The sequence below is a fragment of the Thermosynechococcus sp. JY1331 genome (genome assembly GCF_031583475.1).
In the GTDB taxonomy this organism is placed as follows: domain Bacteria; phylum Cyanobacteriota; class Cyanobacteriia; order Thermosynechococcales; family Thermosynechococcaceae; genus Thermosynechococcus.
Map to the genome: position 1 here is coordinate 524,253 of NZ_CP134180.1, position 21,885 is coordinate 546,137.

At 54.7% G+C, this 21,885-nt stretch carries 15 protein-coding genes; 12 read left to right on the top strand and 3 right to left on the bottom strand.

All coding sequences use genetic code 11. From position 1 onward, the window contains the following. Positions 1–61: 61 nt before the first annotated feature. Positions 62–1,495 (bottom strand): pyruvate kinase, encoded by a 1,434-nt coding sequence (gene pyk / locus RHJ31_RS02435; protein WP_310445724.1) that lies wholly within the window; start codon positions 1,493–1,495, stop codon positions 62–64. 127 nt (positions 1,496–1,622) lie between these two features. Here pyk and RHJ31_RS02440 point away from each other — a divergent pair, with 127 nt between their 5' ends. From RHJ31_RS02440 to RHJ31_RS02450, 3 genes are read left to right on the top strand one after another with little or no spacing between them, the layout of a single operon-like run. Then, positions 1,623–3,347 (top strand): ABC transporter permease subunit, encoded by a 1,725-nt coding sequence (locus RHJ31_RS02440; RefSeq protein WP_302677243.1) that lies wholly within the window; start codon positions 1,623–1,625, stop codon positions 3,345–3,347. 9 nt (positions 3,348–3,356) lie between these two features. Next, the gene (locus tag RHJ31_RS02445; RefSeq protein WP_302677244.1) at positions 3,357–4,493 is read left to right on the top strand and encodes an anhydro-N-acetylmuramic acid kinase; all 1,137 of its coding nucleotides are present in this window, start codon (positions 3,357–3,359) and stop codon (positions 4,491–4,493) included. Continuing rightward, positions 4,490–5,995 (top strand): NAD(P)H-hydrate dehydratase, encoded by a 1,506-nt coding sequence (locus RHJ31_RS02450; protein ID WP_302677245.1) that lies wholly within the window; start codon positions 4,490–4,492, stop codon positions 5,993–5,995. The genes RHJ31_RS02445 and RHJ31_RS02450 overlap by 4 nt, the downstream gene beginning before the upstream one ends. On the opposite strand, the gene gatB is transcribed toward RHJ31_RS02450, so the two are convergent. Continuing rightward, complete coding sequence (gene gatB, locus RHJ31_RS02455; protein WP_302677783.1) at positions 5,978–7,480, bottom strand: Asp-tRNA(Asn)/Glu-tRNA(Gln) amidotransferase subunit GatB; 1,503 nt, start codon at positions 7,478–7,480, stop codon at positions 5,978–5,980. The genes RHJ31_RS02450 and gatB overlap by 18 nt on opposite strands. Before the next feature lie 272 nt (positions 7,481–7,752). Beyond that, a complete protein-coding gene (locus RHJ31_RS02460) occupies positions 7,753–8,901 on the bottom strand; it encodes a citrate synthase (protein WP_302677246.1) in 1,149 nt (382 codons plus the stop codon). 199 nt (positions 8,902–9,100) lie between these two features. Between RHJ31_RS02460 and bchB the strand changes: the two genes are divergently transcribed. The 9 genes from bchB to RHJ31_RS02505 all read left to right on the top strand — a co-directional run bounded on the left by bchB (position 9,101) and on the right by RHJ31_RS02505 (position 21,867). Then, complete coding sequence (gene bchB, locus RHJ31_RS02465; RefSeq protein WP_302677784.1) at positions 9,101–10,627, top strand: ferredoxin:protochlorophyllide reductase (ATP-dependent) subunit B; 1,527 nt, start codon at positions 9,101–9,103, stop codon at positions 10,625–10,627. A 72-nt stretch (positions 10,628–10,699) separates the two neighbouring features. Beyond that, positions 10,700–11,083, top strand: a complete 384-nt coding sequence (locus tag RHJ31_RS02470) for a hypothetical protein (protein WP_302677247.1) — start codon at positions 10,700–10,702, stop codon at positions 11,081–11,083. 51 nt (positions 11,084–11,134) lie between these two features. Continuing rightward, positions 11,135–12,424, top strand: a complete 1,290-nt coding sequence (gene ahcY, locus RHJ31_RS02475) for an adenosylhomocysteinase (protein ID WP_302677248.1) — start codon at positions 11,135–11,137, stop codon at positions 12,422–12,424. 354 nt (positions 12,425–12,778) lie between these two features. Next, positions 12,779–14,341: a ferredoxin--nitrite reductase gene (locus tag RHJ31_RS02480; protein ID WP_302677249.1), complete on the top strand. Its 1,563-nt coding sequence runs from the start codon at positions 12,779–12,781 to the stop codon at positions 14,339–14,341. 22 nt (positions 14,342–14,363) lie between these two features. Further along, positions 14,364–15,683: a CmpA/NrtA family ABC transporter substrate-binding protein gene (locus RHJ31_RS02485; RefSeq protein ID WP_302677250.1), complete on the top strand. Its 1,320-nt coding sequence runs from the start codon at positions 14,364–14,366 to the stop codon at positions 15,681–15,683. 12 nt (positions 15,684–15,695) lie between these two features. After that, positions 15,696–16,541 carry a nitrate ABC transporter permease gene (gene ntrB / locus RHJ31_RS02490; RefSeq protein WP_302678762.1) on the top strand — a complete coding sequence of 282 codons (846 nt, stop codon included), beginning with the start codon at positions 15,696–15,698 and terminating at the stop codon, positions 16,539–16,541. Between the two features lie 65 nt (positions 16,542–16,606). Beyond that, positions 16,607–18,601 (top strand): nitrate ABC transporter ATP-binding protein, encoded by a 1,995-nt coding sequence (locus RHJ31_RS02495; RefSeq protein WP_302677251.1) that lies wholly within the window; start codon positions 16,607–16,609, stop codon positions 18,599–18,601. Positions 18,602–18,620: 19 nt separating this feature from the next. Then, a complete protein-coding gene (locus RHJ31_RS02500) occupies positions 18,621–19,436 on the top strand; it encodes an ABC transporter ATP-binding protein (protein WP_302677252.1) in 816 nt (271 codons plus the stop codon). 7 nt (positions 19,437–19,443) lie between these two features. After that, a complete protein-coding gene (locus RHJ31_RS02505) occupies positions 19,444–21,867 on the top strand; it encodes a molybdopterin oxidoreductase family protein (protein WP_302677253.1) in 2,424 nt (807 codons plus the stop codon). Positions 21,868–21,885: the final 18 nt, after the last annotated feature.

Consider the following 21,885-nt stretch of genomic DNA (forward strand, 5'->3'; position numbering starts at 1 on the left):
GCAAAAAACTCATGAACCTTGTTTCTCTCCAGACCGCCTCCCACTCGGATTCTGTTCCCCTTTAGGCGCTAATCGTATGAATTTTAATAAAATTCGTTCCTTGGAGAGTTTGGGCAGGAATGCCGCCCAGAATCAAAATTTTATCGCCCTCAGTGACCATCTGGCGCTCCTTGAGTTGGTTTTCAGCCACGGCAATCATCCCTTCAAACGTCATAGGCAGCGTTTCCAAAAGAATCGGCTTCACACCCCAGAGCAAATTCATCCAGTGATAAACGCGGGGGCGATCGGTAAAGGCGACAATCATGGGTTTCACCCGTTCCCCAGAGGCAATGGTTGCGGTATAGCCCGTTTCCGTAAAGCAGGCGATCGCCCGCAGATCGAGGATTTGAGTAATGGTGGTTAAGGCTTCACCTAGGGCATGGGTCTCATCATTGCGGTAGGCGGGCATATTGTCAAACTCAAGGTGCGGCTCCACATCCGCTGCAATCCGCGCCAACATCTTCACCGCCTGCCCAGGAAAAGCCCCCACAGCAGATTCGCCCGACAACATCACCGCATCTGTACCATCAAGAATGGCGTTGGCGACATCACTGGCCTCTGCCCGCGTCGGACGGGGATTGTGAATCATGCTCTCTAGCATTTGGGTTGCCGTAATCACAGGAATACTGCGGTAGTTGCACTCGCGAATAATTTGCTTTTGCAGCAGCGGCACCTTCTCTACCCGCATCTCCACACCGAGATCGCCCCGCGCAACCATGATTGCATCGGCCACCCCCAAAATCGCTGAGAGATTTTCCACTGCTTGGGGTTTCTCAATTTTTGCCAGCACGGGCATATCACTGGCACCGTGGGCCGCCAAGTACTCCCGCAACTCCCAGAGATCCTCAGCTCGGCGCACAAAACTCAGGGAGATAATATCAACCCCCTGCTCAATGCCAAATTGAATATCCTGCTTGTCTTTGTCTGTGAGGGAAGGCAGCCGCAGATTGAGATCCGGCAAGTTTACCCCCTTACGACTTTTGAGCGTGCCCCCCTGCACCACCCGGCAGGTGACCCGATCTCCCGCAATGGCCTCGACCACCAATTCCAAGAGGCCATCATCCAAGAGCACCTGCATCCCCGGCTGCGCCTCTTCGGCAAGATAGGGATAATCAATGCCAATGCCTTGTGTCTCTTCCTCAGTGAGCGGCACGAGGTGGACTTGCTCCCCTTCCACTAATTCGATGCTCCCTTCAGGAAGCTGGCCAACGCGAATCTTCGGCCCTTGCAAGTCTTGCAGCAGGGTTAAGGGGGTTGCTGCTTCATTGGCCACTTGTCGTAGCAGAGTAATGGTTTCGGCATGATCTTTATAGTCACCATGGGAGAAATTTAACCGTGCCACATTCATGCCGGCGGTTAGCATCTGCTGAATCACTTCCCGCGATCGACTGGCAGGGCCAATGGTGGCCACAATTTTGGTGCGACGAAACAGCATAGGAGAGGGGGATAACTTCATGCTCTCCTAAATCTTAGGCATAGGTCAGGGAATCCGGTGGTGTTCTGGCTTGCATTGGACATTAACTTTTGTGGCTACAGGGATGTGGCTATAATTTGCCTCGTGGAGACTACCGCTGGAGGCCGCGATGGCACGCCCCCTTACCCCCGATAATCAAACGCTGAATCGTGCTTGGACTTGGCAAGATGGCCTGATTATTTTGGCCTTGATTGCCCTGATCTTTTGGATTGTCAACACGGCGGCGCAGTTTACAGGACAGTATGACCCCACGATCACCATTGAGCTGAGTCCAGCGGTCTTGCCCAGTTACACCGCTCAAACGCTGCTGCGGATGCTGATTGCCTACATCATCTCCTTGGTGTTTAGCATCCTCTATTCCTATATTGCCTACTACAATCGCACTGCTGAAAAAATCCTGCTGCCGCTGCTGGATATTCTGCAATCAATTCCCGTGCTGTCGTTTTTGCCGGGGGTGGTGCTGGCACTGATTGCCCTCTTTCCGGGGAGCCGTATTGGCGTGGAATTGGCGGCCATTATCCTCATCTACACGGGAATGGCTTGGAATATGACGTTTAGCTTTTATCAGTCTTTGATTAGCGTGCCTCGGGAGCTGCGGGAGGTGGCAAAAATTTATCGGCTGGGGTGGTGGCAGCAGGTGTGGACGCTGGATTTGCCGGCAGGTGCCATTGGCCTGATCTGGAATAGTGTGATGTCAGTGGCGGGGGGCTGGTTTTTCCTGATGGCGATCGAGTCCTTTACCATTGGCGAGAAAACCTTTACGTTGCCGGGGTTAGGTTCCTATCTGGCGGAAGCAGCCAACCAACAGGACTATGCAGCATTGGCCTACGGTCTGGCGGTATTAATTGGCATCATTATTGTAATTGATATTCTGGTGTGGCGCCCTCTCATTGCTTGGGGCGAAAAATTCAAGATGGAAATGGTCGAGGCGGAGAATGTGCCTAAATCCTTCGTTCTTGATTTCCTGCGGCGATCGCCCACGTTGCGAGCCTTCCACCAAAATATCTTTGCCCCCGTCTGGGAACGACTGGATGAGCAGTTGCGCCCCAAACACCCACGTCAATCCGTTGCCCCCCAGAATGACCAAGGCAACTGGCCGATAACCCCCATCATTTTGCTGATTTTTGCCGCCTTCGTGGGTTGGGGAGCGATCGCCTTTTTGCGGCAAATGTTTGGTGTCAGTTGGCAAGATTGGCAGCAAATTGGTCTAGGGGCGGTTCTGACCACGGTGCGGGTAGCGGTGGCACTGGTTCTCTCCCTACTGTGGACAGTTCCAGTGGGAGTGGCGATCGGTCGCAATCCCCGTGCTGCTCAAGTGTTGCAACCCATTGTCCAAATTGCGGCATCGGTACCGGCTACGGCGCTGTTTCCAGTGCTGCTGTTGGCGCTGGCCAATGTGGGTGGGGGTTTGGAGATTGGCTCTGTGGCACTGATGATGCTGGGCACGATGTGGTACATCCTCTTTAATGTCATTGCCGGTGCCCAAGCGATTCCCACGGAATTATTTGAAGCAGCGGTGGTCTATCAACTCTCTTGGTGGCAGCGGTGGCGCACCCTGATCCTGCCCGGCATTTTTCCCTATTTGATTACGGGCATCATTACGGCGGTGGGCGGCGCTTGGAACTCCAGCATCGTCAGTGAATATGTGGAATTTCAGAATCAAACGGAGCAAACCCTTGGCTTGGGGGCCACGATTTCTGAGGCTAGCGTTCGGGGGGATTTTCCCCTACTGATGGCTGCCACGGCAGTCATGTCACTATTGGTGGTTTTGACCAACCGCTTGGTTTGGCGCCCCCTCTACCGCTTGGCGGAAACCAAGTATCAACTGCTGTAGGCGGTGAAGATGCGCGTTATTGGCCTCATGAGCGGTACCTCGGTGGATGGCATTGATGCGGTTTTAGTGGAGCTACAGGGGGGCGATCGCGACCTTGAGGTACAGGTGCTGAATTTTTGTACGGTGCCCTATCCCACAGCCCTACGGCAGCAGATTCTCGACATTTGTGGCGCAAAACCTTTGACCCTTGCAGCGTTGGCGGAGTTGGATGAGGCGATCGCCGAGGCCTTTGCTTTGGCAGCACAAACGGTTCAACAGGGATATCCCCGCGCAGATCTCATTGGCTCCCATGGCCAAACGGTCTTTCATCGCCCCCCCACGGGCGATCGCCTCGGCTACAGCCTACAACTGGGACGGGGAGATTGGATTGCTTGGCGCACGGGGATTACCACCATTGCTAACTTTCGTGCTCAAGATATTGCCCTAGGCGGCCAAGGAGCGCCCCTTGTGCCTCGGATCGATTGGTGTCTTCTCAGTCATCCCACGGAAGTCCGCTGTGTGCAAAACATCGGTGGCATCGGCAATGTCACCTACTTGCCGCCTCAACGAGAGGATCCTGAGGGCAAAGGGGTCATGGGTTGGGATACAGGTCCTGGCAATGTGCTGCTTGATCTGGCCGTAACGGAGTTATCGGGGGGTGAATTCACCTACGATGCCGATGGGGCATGGGCGCGGCAGGGCAAAATTATCGATCCACTGGTAGAGCACTGGTTGCAAGACCCCTTCTTTCAGCAGCCGCCGCCAAAGTCCACAGGGCGAGAATACTTTGGTCTGCCCTTTTGGCAGCGATGCCGCACTGAGGCTGCTGGTCTGGCGCCTGCAGATCTGCTGGCCACACTGACGGAATTTACGGCTCGCAGTATGGTTGAGAGCTATCGCCAATTTTTGCCCCAAAAACTGCAGCGGCTCTTCCTCTGTGGCGGCGGTGCCCACAATCGTTTTCTCAGGGAGCGCCTTCAGGTGCATTTAGGAGACATTCCCGTGGAAACCACTGCGACGGCGGGCGTACCGGTGGATGCCAAAGAGGCGATCGCCTTCGCTATTCTCGCCTACTGGCATGAGTTGGGCTTGCCGGGGAATTTGCCCCAAGTCACAGGTGCGCGCCAAGCGGTTCCCTTGGGTCAGTGTTGGCTGGGACAGTCATGAAAACACCCTTTCCAGCCATTGTCACCACGGCTGAAATGCAGGCAATCGAAGGGGCGATGTTCAATGCCGGCTTTCCAGTGGCTGCCCTGATGGAAAAGGTGGGACAACGCCTCAGCGACTTTCTCCAGCGTCAGTTTCCACCGTATTCCCGTGTTGGGGTTTTGGCCGGTCCGGGGCACAATGGCGGCGATGCTCTGGTGGTGGCGCGGGAACTATGGCACCGCGGCTATGGGGTGAAGGTCTGGCAGCCCTTTGAACGTTTGAAACCCCTGACGGCAGATCATGCCCGCTATGCCCGCTTTCTCGGTCTGCCCTTTGTCGAGACAGTGGACAGCTTGCAAGAGGTTGACCTGATCGTGGATGGTCTTTTTGGCTTTGGCCTAGAGCGGGAACTGACGGGTGACCTTGCCGCTGCCATTGACCAAATCAACACGTGGCGGCAACCACGGGTGAGTATTGATGTCCCCTCGGGGCTACACAGTAATACCGGGGCAGTTTTGGGTACGGCAATTCAGGCCGATCGCACCCTCTGTTTAGGACTCTGGAAGCGGGGGCTACTGGTAGAGGAAGCACAGCCTTGGGTGGGGCAGGGGGTGTTAATTCCCTTTGATATTCCCTCGACGCTGATTGAAGCGGTGTTGGCGACTGCGCCTCGGCGATATTGCTTAGATGCTTCCTGTTGGCAAGAATTGCCCCTGTCGCGATCGCCCATTACCCACAAGTATCAGCAGGGACAACTGTTACTCATTGGCGGCTCTGCCCAGTTTGGCGGCAGTATTCTCCTCAGTGCCCTCGCCGCACGCTGTACGGGTGTGGGAATGCTGGTGGTGGCGGTGCCCCAGTCCCTGAAGTCCCTTGTGCTCTCACGAGTCCCCGATGCCATTGTTGTTGGCTGTCCAGAAACAGCGAGGGGGGCGATCGCTGGCTTGCCGGAACCACTAGACTTGAGCAAGTTCTCAGCCATTGCCTGTGGGCCGGGGCTAACCCCTGAGGCGGTGCCCGTTGTGGAAACCGTTCTCGGTGCCGGGCAACCCCTTGTCTTGGATGCCGATGCTCTGAATATCCTAGCGACGCTCTCGCCATGGCCGCTGCCAAGTCCGACCATTTTGACCCCCCACTATGGCGAATTTCGGCGGCTCTTTCCAGACCTTGTCACCGGCGATCGCCTTGATCAAGTGACCGCCGCCGCGAGCCGCAGTAATGCCATTGTTCTTCTCAAGGGCGCACGCACAGCCATTGCCTCTCCGAAGGGTGAGCTTTGGATCAACCCCCACAGTACCCCTGCCCTTGCCCGAGGGGGTAGTGGGGATGTTCTCACTGGCCTCATTGGTGGCCTTTTGGCGCAGCAGGAAGCCCTCAGCGCCACCTATGGTGCGGTTTGGTGGCATGCCCAAGCCGGCCTTCAGGCAGAACGAGAGGCCACTGCCCTAGGGGTCTATCCTGAACAACTGATTGCCCACCTGTTACCGACGCTGCACGCTGCTCTAACTGCTGGCGTTTAGCTTTTTGGCCAAGAGTTGATTCGTCAGCTTGGGATCGGCACGTCCACCCGTTTTTTTCATCATTTGGCCAACAAAGAAGCCCTGAAGTTTCGTTTTACCCGCGCGGTATTGCTCCAGTTCATTGGGGTGTGCCGCCAGCACCTCATCAATCATTGCCTCTAGGGTAGCCACATCGGAGATTTGACTGAGGCCTTTTTGCTCCACGAGGGCTTTCGGGGAGCCACCTTGAGCCAGTAATTCCGGCAGCAGATCCTTGGCCATTTTGCTACTGATAGTGCCCGCCTCAATGAGTTGGATCAATTCCGCCAATTCAGCAGGTTTCAGAGGTAGTGCCTCGATCGCCAGTTTTTGTTCCTTGAGATAGGCGGTAATATCCCCCATGATCCAGTTGGCCGCTAATTTCGGGGGTGCCCCGGCGGCAACGGTGGCTTCAAAGTATTCGGCAACGGCTCGCTCATCGGTGAGCACACGGGCGTCTTGGGGGGGCAAGCCCCACTCGGTTTCGTAGCGGTGCCGCTTTTGCGCTGGCAGTTCGGGAAGCTCGGTACGCCATGCCGCTAGTTGCTCCGCACTGACTTCAATGGGTCCGAGATCGGGTTCAGGAAAGTAGCGGTAGTCACTGGAGCCTTCCTTGACCCGCATGGTGCGTGTTTGCTGCGTGGCCTCATCCCAGAGGCGGGTTTCTTGAACGATGGCTTCGCCCGCTTTCACAGCAGCGACTTGCCGCTCAATTTCATAGTCAATGGCGCGTTGGATGGCACTAAAGGAGTTCATGTTCTTAATCTCGACCTTGGTGCCAAAGGTGTTGCTGCCCACGGGGCGCACGGAGATATTCACGTCGCAGCGCAGCGACCCCTCCTGCATATTGCCATCGCAAACCCCCAAGTAACGGAGAATACGCCGCAGTTCTTGGGCATACTCGGCAGCTTCTTGACCCGTGCGCAGATCTGGCTCAGAGACAATTTCCACAAGGGGCACCCCTGCCCGATTCAAGTCCACTAGGGAGTAGGTGGAGCCAGACAGGCGATCGCTCCCCGCGTGAACCAGTTTGCCGGCATCTTCCTCCATGTGCAGGCGAGTAATGCCAATTTTTTTACGGTGGGCGGTGCCGTTGTCATCCACCAGTTCAATCTCAAGGTAGCCATGCTGGGCAATGGGCAGGTCGTACTGCGAGATTTGATAGTTTTTCGGCAAGTCGGGATAAAAATACTGCTTGCGATCGAATTTGCTGTAGGGGGCAATCTGACAATTGAGGGCTAAGCCCGCCTTCACGGCATACTCGAGCACCTTTTCATTCAAGACGGGGAGTGTCCCCGGCAAACCCAAACACACTGGGTCAATGTTGGTATTCGGGGGTGCCCCAAACTGGGTCGAGCTAGACGAGAAAATTTTGGTTTGGGTACTCAGTTGGCAGTGAATTTCAAGGCCAATCACCGCCTCGTAGGTGAGACTGGCGGGATCCACAGGGGTGGGTTCAGGCGCAATGGTTGCTGCCTGCTGCGTCGAGGTTGGTGGGGTGGATTTCGCCGTTTTTGCTGTTTTTGAGGTTTTCGATGCTTGCCGTTTGCTTGATTTTGCCTTTGCCATCAGAAACTCCACAAGGGTACCGCCACTATAAAGCAGCTTACAGCCCTTTTCCCAAGGATGGAACACGCTCAAGGCTGTGAAAGCAAGTACAGGAGAGTATTTGATTGCCCTAGGTCTATATGCATTTTCAGAAAAGGACTGTCTTCAGGGGGGGAATTGAGGATCAAGAGCTAGGGGCGATGATTGCGCTCCTCCATGGGCACATAGGGCTGATTGTGGGCACCCGTATAGACTTGGGTGGGGCGATAGATGCGATTGGCCTCCAGTTGTTCTTTCCAGTGGGCTAGCCAACCGGCCACGCGGGCGATCGCAAACACTGGCGTAAACAGATCACTGGGAATGCCCAACCGCCGATAGACAAGCCCCGAGTAAAAGTCCACATTGGGATAAATCCCCTTGTAACTGAGGTATTCACCCACCACTTCTTCCAGTTTCAGGGCAATGTCGTAGTAGCGATCGCCGCCAAACTTATCAAACAACTGTTCCGCCAACTTCTGTAAAATCGTGGCGCGGGGATCCTTGACCTTATACACGCGGTGGCCAAAGCCGGCAATTTTGATCTTATTCTGAACGCACTTTTCCACATAGGGACGGACATTCTCAACGCTGCCGATTTCTTCGAGCATATTGATCACCTCTTCATTGGCGCCCCCGTGGAGTGGCCCTGCCAGTGTACCCACCGCTGAAGCAACCACGGCGTAAGGATCTGTCAATGTCGAGGCCGTCACCCGCGCCGAGAAGGTAGAGGCATTCATCGTGTGCTCGGCATGGAGAATCAGGCAAATATCAAATACCCGTGCCGCAAAGGGATCGGGACGCCGCTCATTGAGCATGTAGAGAAAGTTGGCCGCATAGTCCAGCTCATCACAGGGCATGACCGGATCATTCCCCTTGCGAATCAGTTGAAACGCCGCCACCATTGTTGGAATTTTGGCCAAGAGGCGGATGACTGCTGCCCGAATGTACTCCGGATCGTCGAGAGCCCGCCGCGAATAGAACAATCCCAAGGCGCCCGCCGAGGCCTGTAGGGCATCCATGGGGTGGCCACTGTCGGGAAAGCATTTCATCATGTCGCGAATGCGATATTTCACGCGGCGATGGTAGGTAATATCGTGCTCAAAGGCCGCCAACTCCTCCTTGCTCGGCCAGTAACCCCAAATCAAGAGGAAGGCAGTTTCCAAAAATGTGCTTTTCTCCGCTAGTTCCTCAATCGGGACACCGCGATACTCAAGAACGCCTGCTTGGCCATCCACATAGCTAATGGCCGACTGAGCAACGGGAATACCTTCAAGACCAGGGCTAAATTCGCAAGCAACCATGCGTGGGTGTCCTTAAAAGGGGGCAAACTGAATCGCAATTGCAACATCTATCAATTTTAGGGGAGAGGGGAAAGATGTTGAGATGTTAAGCTGCATTCCCGCTTCCTTGAAGTTTTCCAACGTTTTGTCGGGCGAGGGAAAGAGCCTCGCTACGATCGCGATCGGACATCAAAATGCCTTTGCCCAAGGAGTTGACGCGATGAAACTTGCCTACTGGATGTATGCAGGGCCGGCTCACATTGGCACTCTGCGCATTGCCAGTTCCTTCAAAAATGTTCATGGCATTATGCACGCGCCCCTTGGAGATGACTACTTCAACGTCATGCGATCGATGCTCGAGCGAGAGCGCGACTTTACGCCTGTCACCGCCAGTATTGTCGATCGCCATGTCTTGGCACGCGGCTCCCAAGAAAAAGTGGTGGACAATATCACCCGCAAAGACACTGAAGAGCACCCTGATTTAATTGTGCTCACCCCCACCTGCACCTCCAGCATTCTTCAGGAAGACTTACAAAACTTTGTCCAACGCGCCAGCCTCAGCACCACTGCCGATGTCCTCTTGGCGGATGTCAATCACTATCGCGTCAATGAATTGCAAGCCGCCGATCGCACCCTTGAGCAAATCGTGCAGTTTTATATTGACAAAGCCCGCCGCCAAGGCACCTTAGTGACCAACAAAACCCCCACCCCTAGCGTCAACATTATTGGCATCACCACCCTCGGCTTCCACAATCAGCATGACTGCCGCGAGCTGAAACAACTCATGGCCAACCTTGGGATTGAGGTGAATCTGGTGATTCCTGCCGGTGCCAGCGTCCACGACCTTGCGCGCCTGCCCCAAGCTTGGTTTAACCTAGTTCCCTATCGAGAAATTGGCGGTCTCACCGCCCAGTACCTAGAAGCCGAATTTGGCCAGCCAAGCGTCAGCATTACGCCCATGGGTGTGGTGGAAACCGCCCGCTGTATCCGTGCCATTCAAGCGGTGCTTAATGCTCAAGGTGCCCCCGTGGACTATGAGGCCTTTATTGAGCACCAAACTCGCGAGGTGTCCCAAGCCGCTTGGTTTTCCCGCTCCATTGACTGCCAAAACCTCACCGGTAAAAAAGCAGTGGTCTTTGGGGACAATACCCACGCAGCGGCAATGACCAAAATTCTTAGTCGGGAAATGGGCATCCACGTTGTTTGGGCGGGGACGTACTGCAAATACGATGCCGATTGGTTCCGCGCAGAGGTGGCGGGCTTTTGTGACGAAGTACTCATTACCGATGACCACACCGTGGTGGGGGACGCGATCGCCCGCGCAGAACCTGCAGCCATCTTTGGCACCCAAATGGAACGCCATGTGGGCAAACGCCTCAACATTCCCTGTGGTGTTATTGCCGCTCCCATCCACATCCAAGACTTTCCCGTGGGCTATCGCCCCTTCTTGGGCTATGAGGGCACGAATCAACTGGTGGATTTAATCTACAACTCCTTCACCTTGGGCATGGAAGACCACCTGCTAGAGATTTTTGGTGGCCACGACACTAAGGACGTGATTCACAAGGGGCTTTCCGCCGACTCGGATTTGACATGGACCGCGGATGGGCTAGCGGAATTAAACAAGATTCCCGGCTTTGTGCGCGGCAAGGTGAAGCGCAACACCGAAAAATTTGCCCGCGAACAGGGGATTAGCGAGATCACCGTAGAAGTGCTCTATGCTGCCAAAGAAGCCGTGGGGGCTTAAGTTTCACCTCTGGAACCTGCATGAACCTGACCCTTGCAGCGTATAGCGATTGGCATTTAACAAGCAATTGCTATGGTATTGCTGAAACGTTTCATTGCCCTTGGTTTACTGGCAGCAGGGGTTGGCTTTGCGCCGAGTGCCCTTGCGCAGCGGCTACCCCGTTTACGCCAAGGCATGAGCTACGCCGATGCCCGCCAACGCCTCCTTGATCGCGGTTGGCAACCCGTGGTTAATCCGGCAATGGTGAATCCGACAACAACGACCCCGATTGTGGCCTATCTCCTCAGTCAAGGCTATAGTGAACTGATGGGTTGTCAACTAATAGGGGGGGTAGATCTCTGCACCTTTCAGTTTCGCAATCGCAAGGGGCATCTTTTGGAAATTGGCACCGTGAATTTGCTCATTTTCCCCGGCGGCACGGTGACCAGTTGGGTACTGCGGAAGAATTCCCCCTAGGCGATTCTTGCGTATAATGGGGAGCCGTAACCTTTTTTAAGGAACCGCAGTATGGTGTCTTCTCCGATTAAATCTGAAGCCCCTGTTCGTCACGATGTCAAAGACTTGAGCCTTGCACCCTTAGGGCAGCAGCGCATTGAGTGGGCCAGTCGGGAGATGCCGGTACTGCGGCAGATTCGCGATCGCTTTGAGAAAGAAAAGCCCCTTGCCGGTATTCGCTTGGCCGCCTGTTGCCATGTGACCACAGAAACCGCCAATCTAGCGATCGCCCTCAAAGCCGGCGGTGCTGACGCGGTGCTGATTGCCAGTAATCCCCTCTCCACCCAAGACGATGTCGCCGCTAGCCTAGTGGTGAACTACGGCATCCCGGTCTTTGCCCAAAAAGGGGAAGACACCGCCACCTATATGCGCCACGTCAATATTGCCCTTGATCACCGTCCCAACATCATCATTGATGACGGCTGTGATGTCGTCGCCACCCTCGTCAAAGAACGCCAGCACCAACTCAGTGACATTATTGGCACCACCGAGGAAACCACCACTGGCATTGTCCGCCTCAAGGCCATGTTCCGCGATGGCGTCCTCACCTTCCCCGCCATTAATGTCAACGATGCCGACACCAAACACTTCTTTGACAACCGCTACGGTACCGGTCAATCCACCCTCGATGGCATCATTCGGGCAACGAACATTCTGCTTGCCGGTAAAACCGTTGTCGTGGCTGGCTATGGCTGGTGCGGTAAAGGGACAGCGCTGCGGGCACGGGGCATGGGTGCCAATGTGATTGTGACGGAAATTGATCCTGTGCGAGCCATTGAAGCAGTCATGGATGGCTTCCGGGTCATGCCCATGCTTGAGGCGGCGCCCCTTGGGGATATTTTCATTACCGTGACGGGGAATAAGCATGTGATTCGCGCCGAGCACTTTGCCGTCATGAAAGATGGGGCAATGGTAGCCAACTCCGGTCACTTTGACATTGAAATTGACCTTGCCACCCTGAAAACCCTCGCCAAGGAAGTCCGCGTCGTGCGCAACTTCACCGAGGAATACATTCTCCCCAGCGGTAAATCCATCATTGTTTTGGGTGAAGGCCGCCTGATTAACCTTGCGGCTGCTGAAGGCCACCCCGCCAGTGTGATGGATATGAGCTTTGCCAACCAAGCCCTTGGCTGTGAATATCTCGTCAAAAATAAAGGTCAGTTGGCAGCCGGCATCCACCCCATTCCCACCGCCGTGGATCAAGAAATTGCCCGTTTGAAACTCCAAGCCATGGGCATTGCCATTGACACCCTCACTCCCGAACAGGTGGAGTACATGAACTCTTGGACCTCTGGCACTTAGACCCCCCATCCACCTGCAAAATCATTAGAACGTTGCGTGCTGCATCCTAGCTAGGGCTAACCTCAGGGTGCAGCTTTTTATTTATCGCTTAATTTATTGTCATCAACAGCCTTTTTCTAAAATAGTGGCTACCGCTACCGGCTGTCATCTTGTTATAGAGCAATTTGGGCTGTTTTAGTTGTTTGGGCAGATTTAATCCCCCGCCCTGAAGTTAAGGTTAGATACAGCTTTGGCATATTTTTAATACGAAAACTGTATAGCGACAAGAAAAATGTAGCAAGATTTACAAATGTTTATGGTTCAGGTGCCTAAATTGGATGTTCAAGTAACCCGTTGAAGACAAGGGCAACAACCGTGAGCAACAAAATTGAAGCCATTAAAAAAGAGAAAGATGGCTTAGCGGTTAAACGAGAGCTAGAGAAATTCGCAGCCATGGGCTGGGAAAACATGCCTGAAGCTGACCGCGATGTCCGCCTCAAGTGGCTTGGGATTTTCTTTCGCCCCGTTACCCCCGGCAGGTTCATGATGCGGCTGCGGGTACCCAATGGGATTCTCACCAGTCAACAACTGCGAACCCTTGGCGAAATTGTGGATCGCTATGGTGAGAACGGCAATGGTGACATTACCACCCGTCAAAACATTCAGATTCGGGGTCTGCCCATTGAGGATATTCCCGAAATCATAGAGCGGCTGCAAGCCTGTGGCCTGACCTCCATGCAATCCGGCATGGACAATGTGCGCAACCTCACTGGATCGCCAGTGGCGGGCATTGATGCGGCGGAACTCATTGATACTCGCCCCCTGATTATGAAATTGCAGGCGATGATTACCAACAATGGTCAGGGGAATCCGGAATTTAGCAATCTACCCCGCAAATTCAACATTGCGATCGAGGGGGGGCGGGATAACTCTGTCCATGCCGAAATTAACGATGTGGCCTTTGTGCCTGCCTATCGGCAAGGGCGTTTGGGCTTCAATGTTTTAGTCGGTGGTTTCTTCTCTGCTCGGCGTTGCGCTGCCGCTATCCCCCTCAATGCTTGGGTGCCTCCCGATGATGCTGTGGTGCACCTCTCACGTGCCATCCTTGAAATTTTCCGTGACCATGGTCTACGGGGCAATCGCCAAAAAGCGCGGCTCATGTGGCTGATTGATGAATGGGGTATCGAGAAATTCCGGGCAGGAGTGGCCACTAAACTCCCCTTTGAACTCCTCAGTGCCGCTCCCAAGGATGAAATTGACTGGGACAAGCGAGATCATCTGGGGGTGCATTGCCAAAAACAGCGGGGGTTGAACTATGTGGGACTGCATGTGCCCGTAGGGCGCCTCTATGCCACTGATTTTTATGAGTTGGCACGGCTAGCTCAAGTCTATGGCCAATCGGAAGTGCGGCTGACAGTGGAGCAAAATCTGATCATTCCCCATGTGCCTAGCGCTGTTTTACCAAGCCTGCTGCGTGAACCCCTCCTCACTAAGTTTCGGCCGGAACCACCGCCTTTAGAGCGCGCCCTCGTTTCCTGCACGGGTGCTCAGTTTTGCAACTTTGCCCTTATTGAAACCAAAAATCGTGCCCTTGCCCTTGCTCGCTGGCTGGATCAACAACTGGTGCTCCCCCAACCGGTGCGCATTCACTGGACCGGGTGTCCCAACTCCTGTGGTCAACCCCAAGTGGCTGATATTGGCCTGATGGGTACAAAAACCCGTCGTAATGGCGAAACCGTGGATGCCGTGGATTTGTACATGGGTGGCAAGGTCGGTAAGGATGCCAAGCTGGGCACCTGTGTGAAAAAAGCGATTCCCTGTGATGAACTGCCGGAGGTACTGCGCCAACTGTTGATTGATCACTTTGGTGCTCAGCCCATCAGTTCACATACGCTGCAGGTTCCGATACACGCTGAATTAGCCTTGTCGATTGTTTAGGAATTAAAGGATTTGTAAACCAATGGTGACTTTCTCCCGGCGTCACTTTCTCGTGACCGCTGCGGCTACAACGGCCGTGACATTGATCTCCCACGGTTGTGGTAATAGCCAGCAAACTAGTGATGTTGCCCAACCCACCACCCTAGCGGAAACTCCAGAAGTAATGGGAGCGAAACTGGGCTTTATTGCTCTGACGGACGCGGCTCCCCTGATTATTGCCAAGGAAAAGGGCTTGTTTGCCAAGTATGGGATGCCCGATGTGGAGGTGATTAAGCAGGCTTCTTGGGGCGTGACCCGCGACAACTTGGTCTTGGGTTCTGCCGGGGGTGGCATTGATGGTGCCCACATTCTCACACCAATGCCCTACCTGATGACCGTGGGAACCATTACCGGTGGCAAACCTGTACCCATGTATATCTTGGCGCGGTTAAACACAAATGGTCAGGGAATTGTCTTGGCCAATGCTTACAAGGATCTCAATATCAGGACTGACAGTAGCCCCCTGAAGGAGGCCTTTGCTAAAACCCGTGCTGAACGGCGTGCCCAGAATCAGCAAGAGCAGATCAAAGTGGCAGTGACATTTCCAGGGGGCACCCATGATCTGTGGATGCGCTACTGGCTGGCTGCCGGCGGCATTGATCCTGAGAAGGACGTTTCTGTGATCGTTGTGCCTCCTCCGCAAATGGTGGCCAATGTGAAAACTGGAACCATGGAAGCTTTCTGTGTGGCTGAGCCATGGCCACAACAAGCGGTGAATCAAAAGGTGGGGGTTGATGCTATTACCACGGGTGAATTTTGGCAGGATCATCCTGAGAAATCGCTGACTTTGCGGGCGGATTGGGTTGATCAGCATCCGAAGGCCACTAAAGCTCTATTGATGGCTGTGATGGAAGCACAACAGTGGTGTGATCAACCTGAAAATAAACCAGAAATGGTCAAGATAATTGCCCAGCGGCAATGGTTGAAGGTACCCGAGAAGAATATTTTGGATCGCTCCCTCGGTAAGTTTGACTTTGGCAATGGCCGTACCTTTGACAACCCCGATCTAGCGATGAAGTTCTGGCGAGACAATGCCTCTTATCCCTACCAAAGTCATGATCTGTGGTTCCTGACGGAGGACATTCGCTGGGGGTATTTGCCGCCGGATATGGACACTAAAGCTCTCATCCAAAAAGTGAACCGTGAGGATCTGTGGCGCGAAGCCGCTCAAGCGATGGGGGTGCCGGCAGCGGAAATTCCCACCACCACCTCTCGGGGCGTGGAGACCTTTTTTGATGGTGTGGCCTTTGATCCCCAAAATCCTCAGGCCTACTTGAGTGGTTTGGATTTGAAAAAAGTTTAGAGGTAAAGAGCAATGGCAAGTTCTTCTATGGGTTTCACTCAATCTCGACGGCGGCGCTGGTTAAAGCATCTCAAGAAGTCAGCGATGTTCCGCAAAGTGGTACTGGGTAGTTTGGGGGCGCTGTGTTTCTTGGTCATTTGGCAGTTTGTCTGCATGGCGGGGCTACTTCGCCTGCCAACGCCCCTCACTGTTATTACTGAAACTTGGGGGTTGATAGTTGATCCCTTTTATCAAGGGAGTGGCACGGATGTGGGGTTGGGGTGGCAAATTCTCTCCAGTCTGCGGCGGGTGGCCGTTGGCTTTTCCTTGGCAGCAGTCATTGGGGTGGGGCTGGGGATGCTGATTGGCTCTAGTCGAGTGCTCTACGATGCAGTGGATCCCATTTTGCAGGTGTTGCGTCCGGTGCCCCCCCTTGCGTGGTTGCCCATTTCCTTGGCGGCTCTGCGGGACAATGAACCGGCAGCGATTTTTGTGATCTTCATTACCGCAATTTGGCCGATTATCATCAACACGATCGTTGGTGTGCAGCAAATTCCCAAGGACTACAAGAATGTGGCACGGGTGTTGCAGCTCTCCCGCAAGGATTATTTCCTGAATATTCTCGTACCAGCAACGGTGCCCTATGTGTTTACGGGGCTGCGCATTGGCATTGGGCTGTCTTGGTTGGCGATTGTGGCAGCGGAGATGCTCATTGGCGGTGTCGGCATTGGCTTCTTTATTTGGGATGCCTGGAACAGTTCTCTGATTAGTGAAATTATTGTTGCCGTGATCTATGTCGGCATTGTCGGCCTGGTTCTGGATCGCTCGGTGGCCTTTGTGGGTCGCCTGCTCAGCCACGGTGAAGAGGCGCATTCCTAGCTCCCTCACGTAACCCATCCTCCCCTCTTTTCCCCTTACTGTCGAACATTAGGTTGTTTAACCCTATGGCCAAGTCTTTACCGTTTATTGAAATTGACCATGTGGATCAGGTTTTTGATCTGCCCGGGGGCGATCGCTACATTGCTCTCAAGAATATCCACCTCGAAATCCAAAAAGGGGAGTTTATTTCCCTTGTCGGTCACTCTGGCTGCGGCAAGTCCACGCTCTTGAATATCATTGCTGGCTTTCAGCGGCCTAGCAGTGGTGGCGTGGTGATGGCAGGACGGCAAGTGACGGAACCGGGTCCCGATCGCATGGTGGTGTTCCAAAACTATTCGCTGTTGCCTTGGAAAACGGTGTACCAGAATGTGGCCTTGGCGGTAGCGGCGGTGCTGGGGCATTTGAGCAAGGCAGAGCAACGACAGCGGGTAGAGGCGGCGCTGGAACAGGTGCACCTCAGTAAAGCCCGCGAGAAGTTCCCTGCCCAACTGTCGGGGGGGATGAAGCAACGGGTGGCGATCGCCCGTGCCTTGGCGATTCAACCGGAGGTGCTCCTGCTGGATGAACCCTTTGGTGCCCTTGATGCTTTGACGCGAGGCTCTTTGCAGGATGAGTTGATGCAAGTGTGTCAAGGCAGTCAAACCACCTGCATTATGGTCACCCATGATGTGGATGAGGCACTACTGCTCTCTGATCGCGTGGTGCTGCTCACCAATGGCCCTGAAGCCCACATTGGCCAAATTCTCAAAATTCCCTTTGCCCGTCCCCGCAATCGCCATGACGTGCTCAACCATCCCAGCTACTATGGCCTGCGCAATGAGATGATTGCCTTTCTCAATCAGCAGAAACGCCGCCGCCCGCCTTTGGAGGTGCCCATGGTTGCACCAACAGTGCCGGCAGGTCTGACCCTTGGCTTTATGCCCCTGATAGACAGTGCCCCCCTCATTGTCGCCAAGGAAATGGGCTTCTTTGCTAAGTATGGTTTGGAGCCAGTCACGCTGCATCGCGAAGAAAGCTGGCAGGACTTGGTGATGGGGGTGATCGCGGGTCGCTTGACGGGCGCTCAACTGTTGGCGGCCATGCCCTTAGCCATGACCTTGGGGTTAAACGGTCAGCCTTCACAACCGCTGATGACCTCGTTGGTGCTGAGTCGCAATGGCAATGCCATCACCTTTAGTCGCCAGTTGTGGCAGCAGGGGGTGAAGACTGCTGAAGATCTGCGCGCCTATATTCAGCGCACGGGCGATCGCCCCCGGCTGGGAGTGGTTCATGCCGCATCAATGCACAACCTCCTGTTGCGGTACTGGCTGGCCGCCGCTGGCATTGACCCCGATTACGATGTCGAGTTGTTGGTGATTCCCCCCTGCCAAATGATCTATCACCTCAAGGCCGGCCATATCAGTGGCTTTTGTGTCGGTCAACCGTGGAATTCCCATGCAGTGCGCGAGGGTATTGGGGTGATTGTCGCTACGGATTTGGATATTTGGTCGGGGCACCCGGAAAAAGTTGTGGGTATGCGTTCCGATTGGGTGCAGGCCAACCCGCAGCTACACCAAGCGTTGGTCAAGGCATTGATCGAAGCCTGTGAGTACTGCGATACGATCAAACATCGCCCCGAAATTGCCCAACTGCTTTGTCGGCCAGAGTATGTGGGGTGTACTCCTGAGGATGCCTATGCCGGCTTTGTGGATCCCCTTGATTGGGGGGATGGCATTGTTGCTGCTTTTCAACCCCGGTTTCACCAGTTCTACGTGGATCGCTCTCCCTGTCCTGGGCGGTTGGAAGGGCTGTGGATCATGACCCAATTGGCTCGCTGGCAACTTACGCCCTTCCCAAAAAACTGGCTAGAAATTGTTGAGCAGGTGCGGCGGGTAGATCTCTTTGGGGCGGCAGCGCGGGAACTGAAGGTTGTAGATAATGAGCCAGATCGTTCTGCCTTTGCTCTTTTCGATGGACTGCCCTTTGACCCCGATAATCCCCTTGGCTACATTGAGGCGGCTGCGATTCGCCGTGGCCTTGATATTCGCACTGTTGATCCCCAAGAGGTTGTTGCTGTCTAGGTATTTTTGAGAGAAGTCTATGGAAACCCTCTATCGTCTTGACCCCCATTTAACGGCCACCCAGCATCTACGCATTGATGGGGTGAGCAAAGCCTACCCTACGGCTAATGGCGACCAGGTGGTACTTGAGGATATTCACCTTGAGGTGAGCAGCGGCGAATTTGTCTGTTTCATTGGCCATTCCGGCTGCGGCAAAACCACACTCTTGAATATGGTTGCGGGTTTTACAGCGCCAACACGAGGGGAAATTACTCTCAATGGCGTGCCCGTGCGCCGTCCGGGGCCGGATCGCATGATGGTGTTTCAAAACTACGCGCTGCTGCCTTGGCTGACGGCCTATCAAAATATTGAGCTAGCAGTGAAGTCTGTCTATCCCCAGAAAACTCGCCAACGCCGGCGCCAAATTGTCGAGGAGCACTTGGAACGAGTGGGGCTAACAGCGGCTGCCCACAAACGCCCTGCTCAACTGTCGGGGGGCATGAAACAACGGGTGGCGATCGCCCGCGCCCTCGCCATTCGCCCTGAAGTGTTGATTTTAGATGAACCCTTTGGTGCCCTCGATGCCATCACGAAGGAGGAGTTACAGGATGAACTCTTAAAGATTTGGTGCAGCCACCGACTGACGGTACTAATGATTACCCACGACATTGATGAGGCGCTGTACCTCGCGGATCGGGTGGTGATGATGACCAATGGCCCTGCCGCCCGCATTGGCGATATTGTGAAGATGCCTTTTCCGCGGCCACGGCGGCGATCGCAACTCCTTGAGAATCCGCAGTACTACGATCTCCGCAACCAAGTGGTTGACTTTCTGTACACGCGGTTTGGGCACTAAGTAGCGTATGAGTACCCCACGGGTTGGCTCGTTAGCCGTTCAGTCCAGTCGTTACCTCTGCTACTACCGCAATACCAGCGAGAGCGTTCAGCAGATTTATTTGTCAAATCAGCCCACTTGGCAACGGGTGGTGTTTCCGAGGCAAGAGCTTTTTTTCCATGGCGATGCTACAGCGGATCTGATCATTTGCTCAGAGCAAGGGGTCAGGTGCTGTTCCTGTGAATTCCTGCGGTTTGAGGAAAAAGGGCGTGCTGTGCCTGAACCAAGTGAGCCAGTGTCCTCGCTGTGTCCCTACTGTGGGGTGGGCTGTGGCTTAGAAGCAGTCCCTCAAGGCAAGGGAGCCTATAAAATTCGGGGCGATCGCCAGCATCCCTCCTCCCAAGGCATGGTCTGTGTCAAGGGGGCAACTATTCTAGAAGCCCTTGATCGCGATCGCTTGGTTTACCCCCTGTGGCGGGAGCGTTTGGATCAGCCCTTTACGGTCATTTCGTGGGACGAGGCCATGACCCGCCTTGTGGAACGCATCCAATGGGTACGCTGTGAGCGGGGCGCCGATGCCATTTGTATGTACGGTTCCGGTCAATTTCAAACCGAGGACTACTATGTGGCGCAAAAGCTAATCAAGGGCTGTTTGGGTACGAACAACTTTGATGCCAACTCGCGGCTATGTATGTCCTCGGCAGTGTCGGCCTACATGGCTAGCTTCGGCGCTGATGGCCCCCCCTGCTGCTACGACGATTTGGAGGCTACCGATTGTGCGTTCCTTATGGGTACTAATACTGCCGAATGCCATCCCATTGTCTTTAATCGTCTGCGCAACCACCACAAGCGCGATCGCCGCGTCAAGTTGATTGTTGTGGATCCGCGGCGCACCCCGACAGCGGAAGTGGCGGATCTGCACCTTGCCATCCGACCTGGCACGGATATTGATCTGCTCCACGGCATTGGCCATTTGCTACTGCAATGGGGACAGATCGATGCTGAGTTTATAGAGGAGTGTACCCAAGGCTTTGCCGAGTATGTAAGGCTGCTGGCGGCCTACACCCCAGACTGGGTAGCGGAACGCTGTGGCATTGCTCAAAGTGATCTAGAACAGGCGGCTCGCTATTGGGGGCATGCCCAAGCGGTACTCTCCCTTTGGTCAATGGGCATTAACCAGTCTGCTGAAGGGACGGCCAAAGCTCGTTGTCTCATCAATCTCCACCTGTTGACGGGGCAAATTGGCCGCCCAGGGAGTGGTCCTTTTTCGCTGACGGGGCAACCCAACGCCATGGGGGGGCGCGAAGCCGGCGGCTTGAGCCATCTGTTGCCCGGCTATCGCCAAGTGACCAATCCACAGCATCGCCAAGAGGTAGAGGACTTTTGGGGACTGCCGCGAGGACAAATAAGCGATCGCCCCGGTCGCACGGCATGGCAAATTGTCGAAGGTCTAGAACAGGGAGAAGTGGGTCTGCTGTGGATTGCGGCCACCAATCCTGCGGTTAGTTTTCCCCATTTAGAGCGTGCCAAGGCGGCCTTTCTCAAATCTCCTTTTACCGTCTATCAGGATGCCTACTTTCCCACTGAAACAGCAGCCTATGCCCATCTGATTTTGCCGGCGGCGCAATGGAGTGAGAAAACAGGTGTGATGACTAACTCTGAACGCCGCGTCACCCTTGCCCCCGCCTTTCGATCGCCCCCCGGTCTGGCTCGCCCTGATTGGGAAATTTTTGCTGAGGTGGGGCGCCGCTTGGGATATGGGCATCTCTTCCCATTTGCCGATGCCGCTGCCGTCTATGCCGAATTTGTCCAACTCACTGCCGGTCGCCCCTGCGATCAATCGGGTCTGAGCCACGAACGCCTTGCCCGTTTAGGCGCCTTGCAGTGGCCCTGTCCTGCCGGTATGGATGATGAAGAAGCCCGCAAACCCAAACGCCTCTATACTGACTGGCGATTTCACACACCCAATCAACGGGCATATTTTTGCCTTGCCCACAGTCAGGGCGTGGCGGAACCCACCGATCACATCTATAGCTTTACCCTGACAACGGGTCGTCTCTACGGCCACTGGCACACTCAAACCCGTACCGGTCGCATTGCCAAAATTCAAAAAATGCACCCCGATCCCTTTGTGGAAATGCACCCCGACGATGCCGCAAACTTACATCTCAAAGACGGGGATTGGGTGGAGGTGCGATCGCGTCGCGGTCAAGTGTGCCTGCCGGTCATCCTCACCAAGGCCATTCGTCCGGGCACTCTCTTTGTACCCATGCACTGGGGCTTTCTCTTTGCTGATAGCGGTGAGGCAAACCAACTGACCCATCCCATTGCCTGTCCGGTCTCAAAGCAGCCAGAACTCAAAGCCTGTGCGGTGCAGGTGCTGCCCCTGAAGTTGCGGCAGACGCCCCATACCCCCACCATGCAGGAAAGCGGCACTGCCCTCAAGCAATAATAGAATCTGATTCCCTAG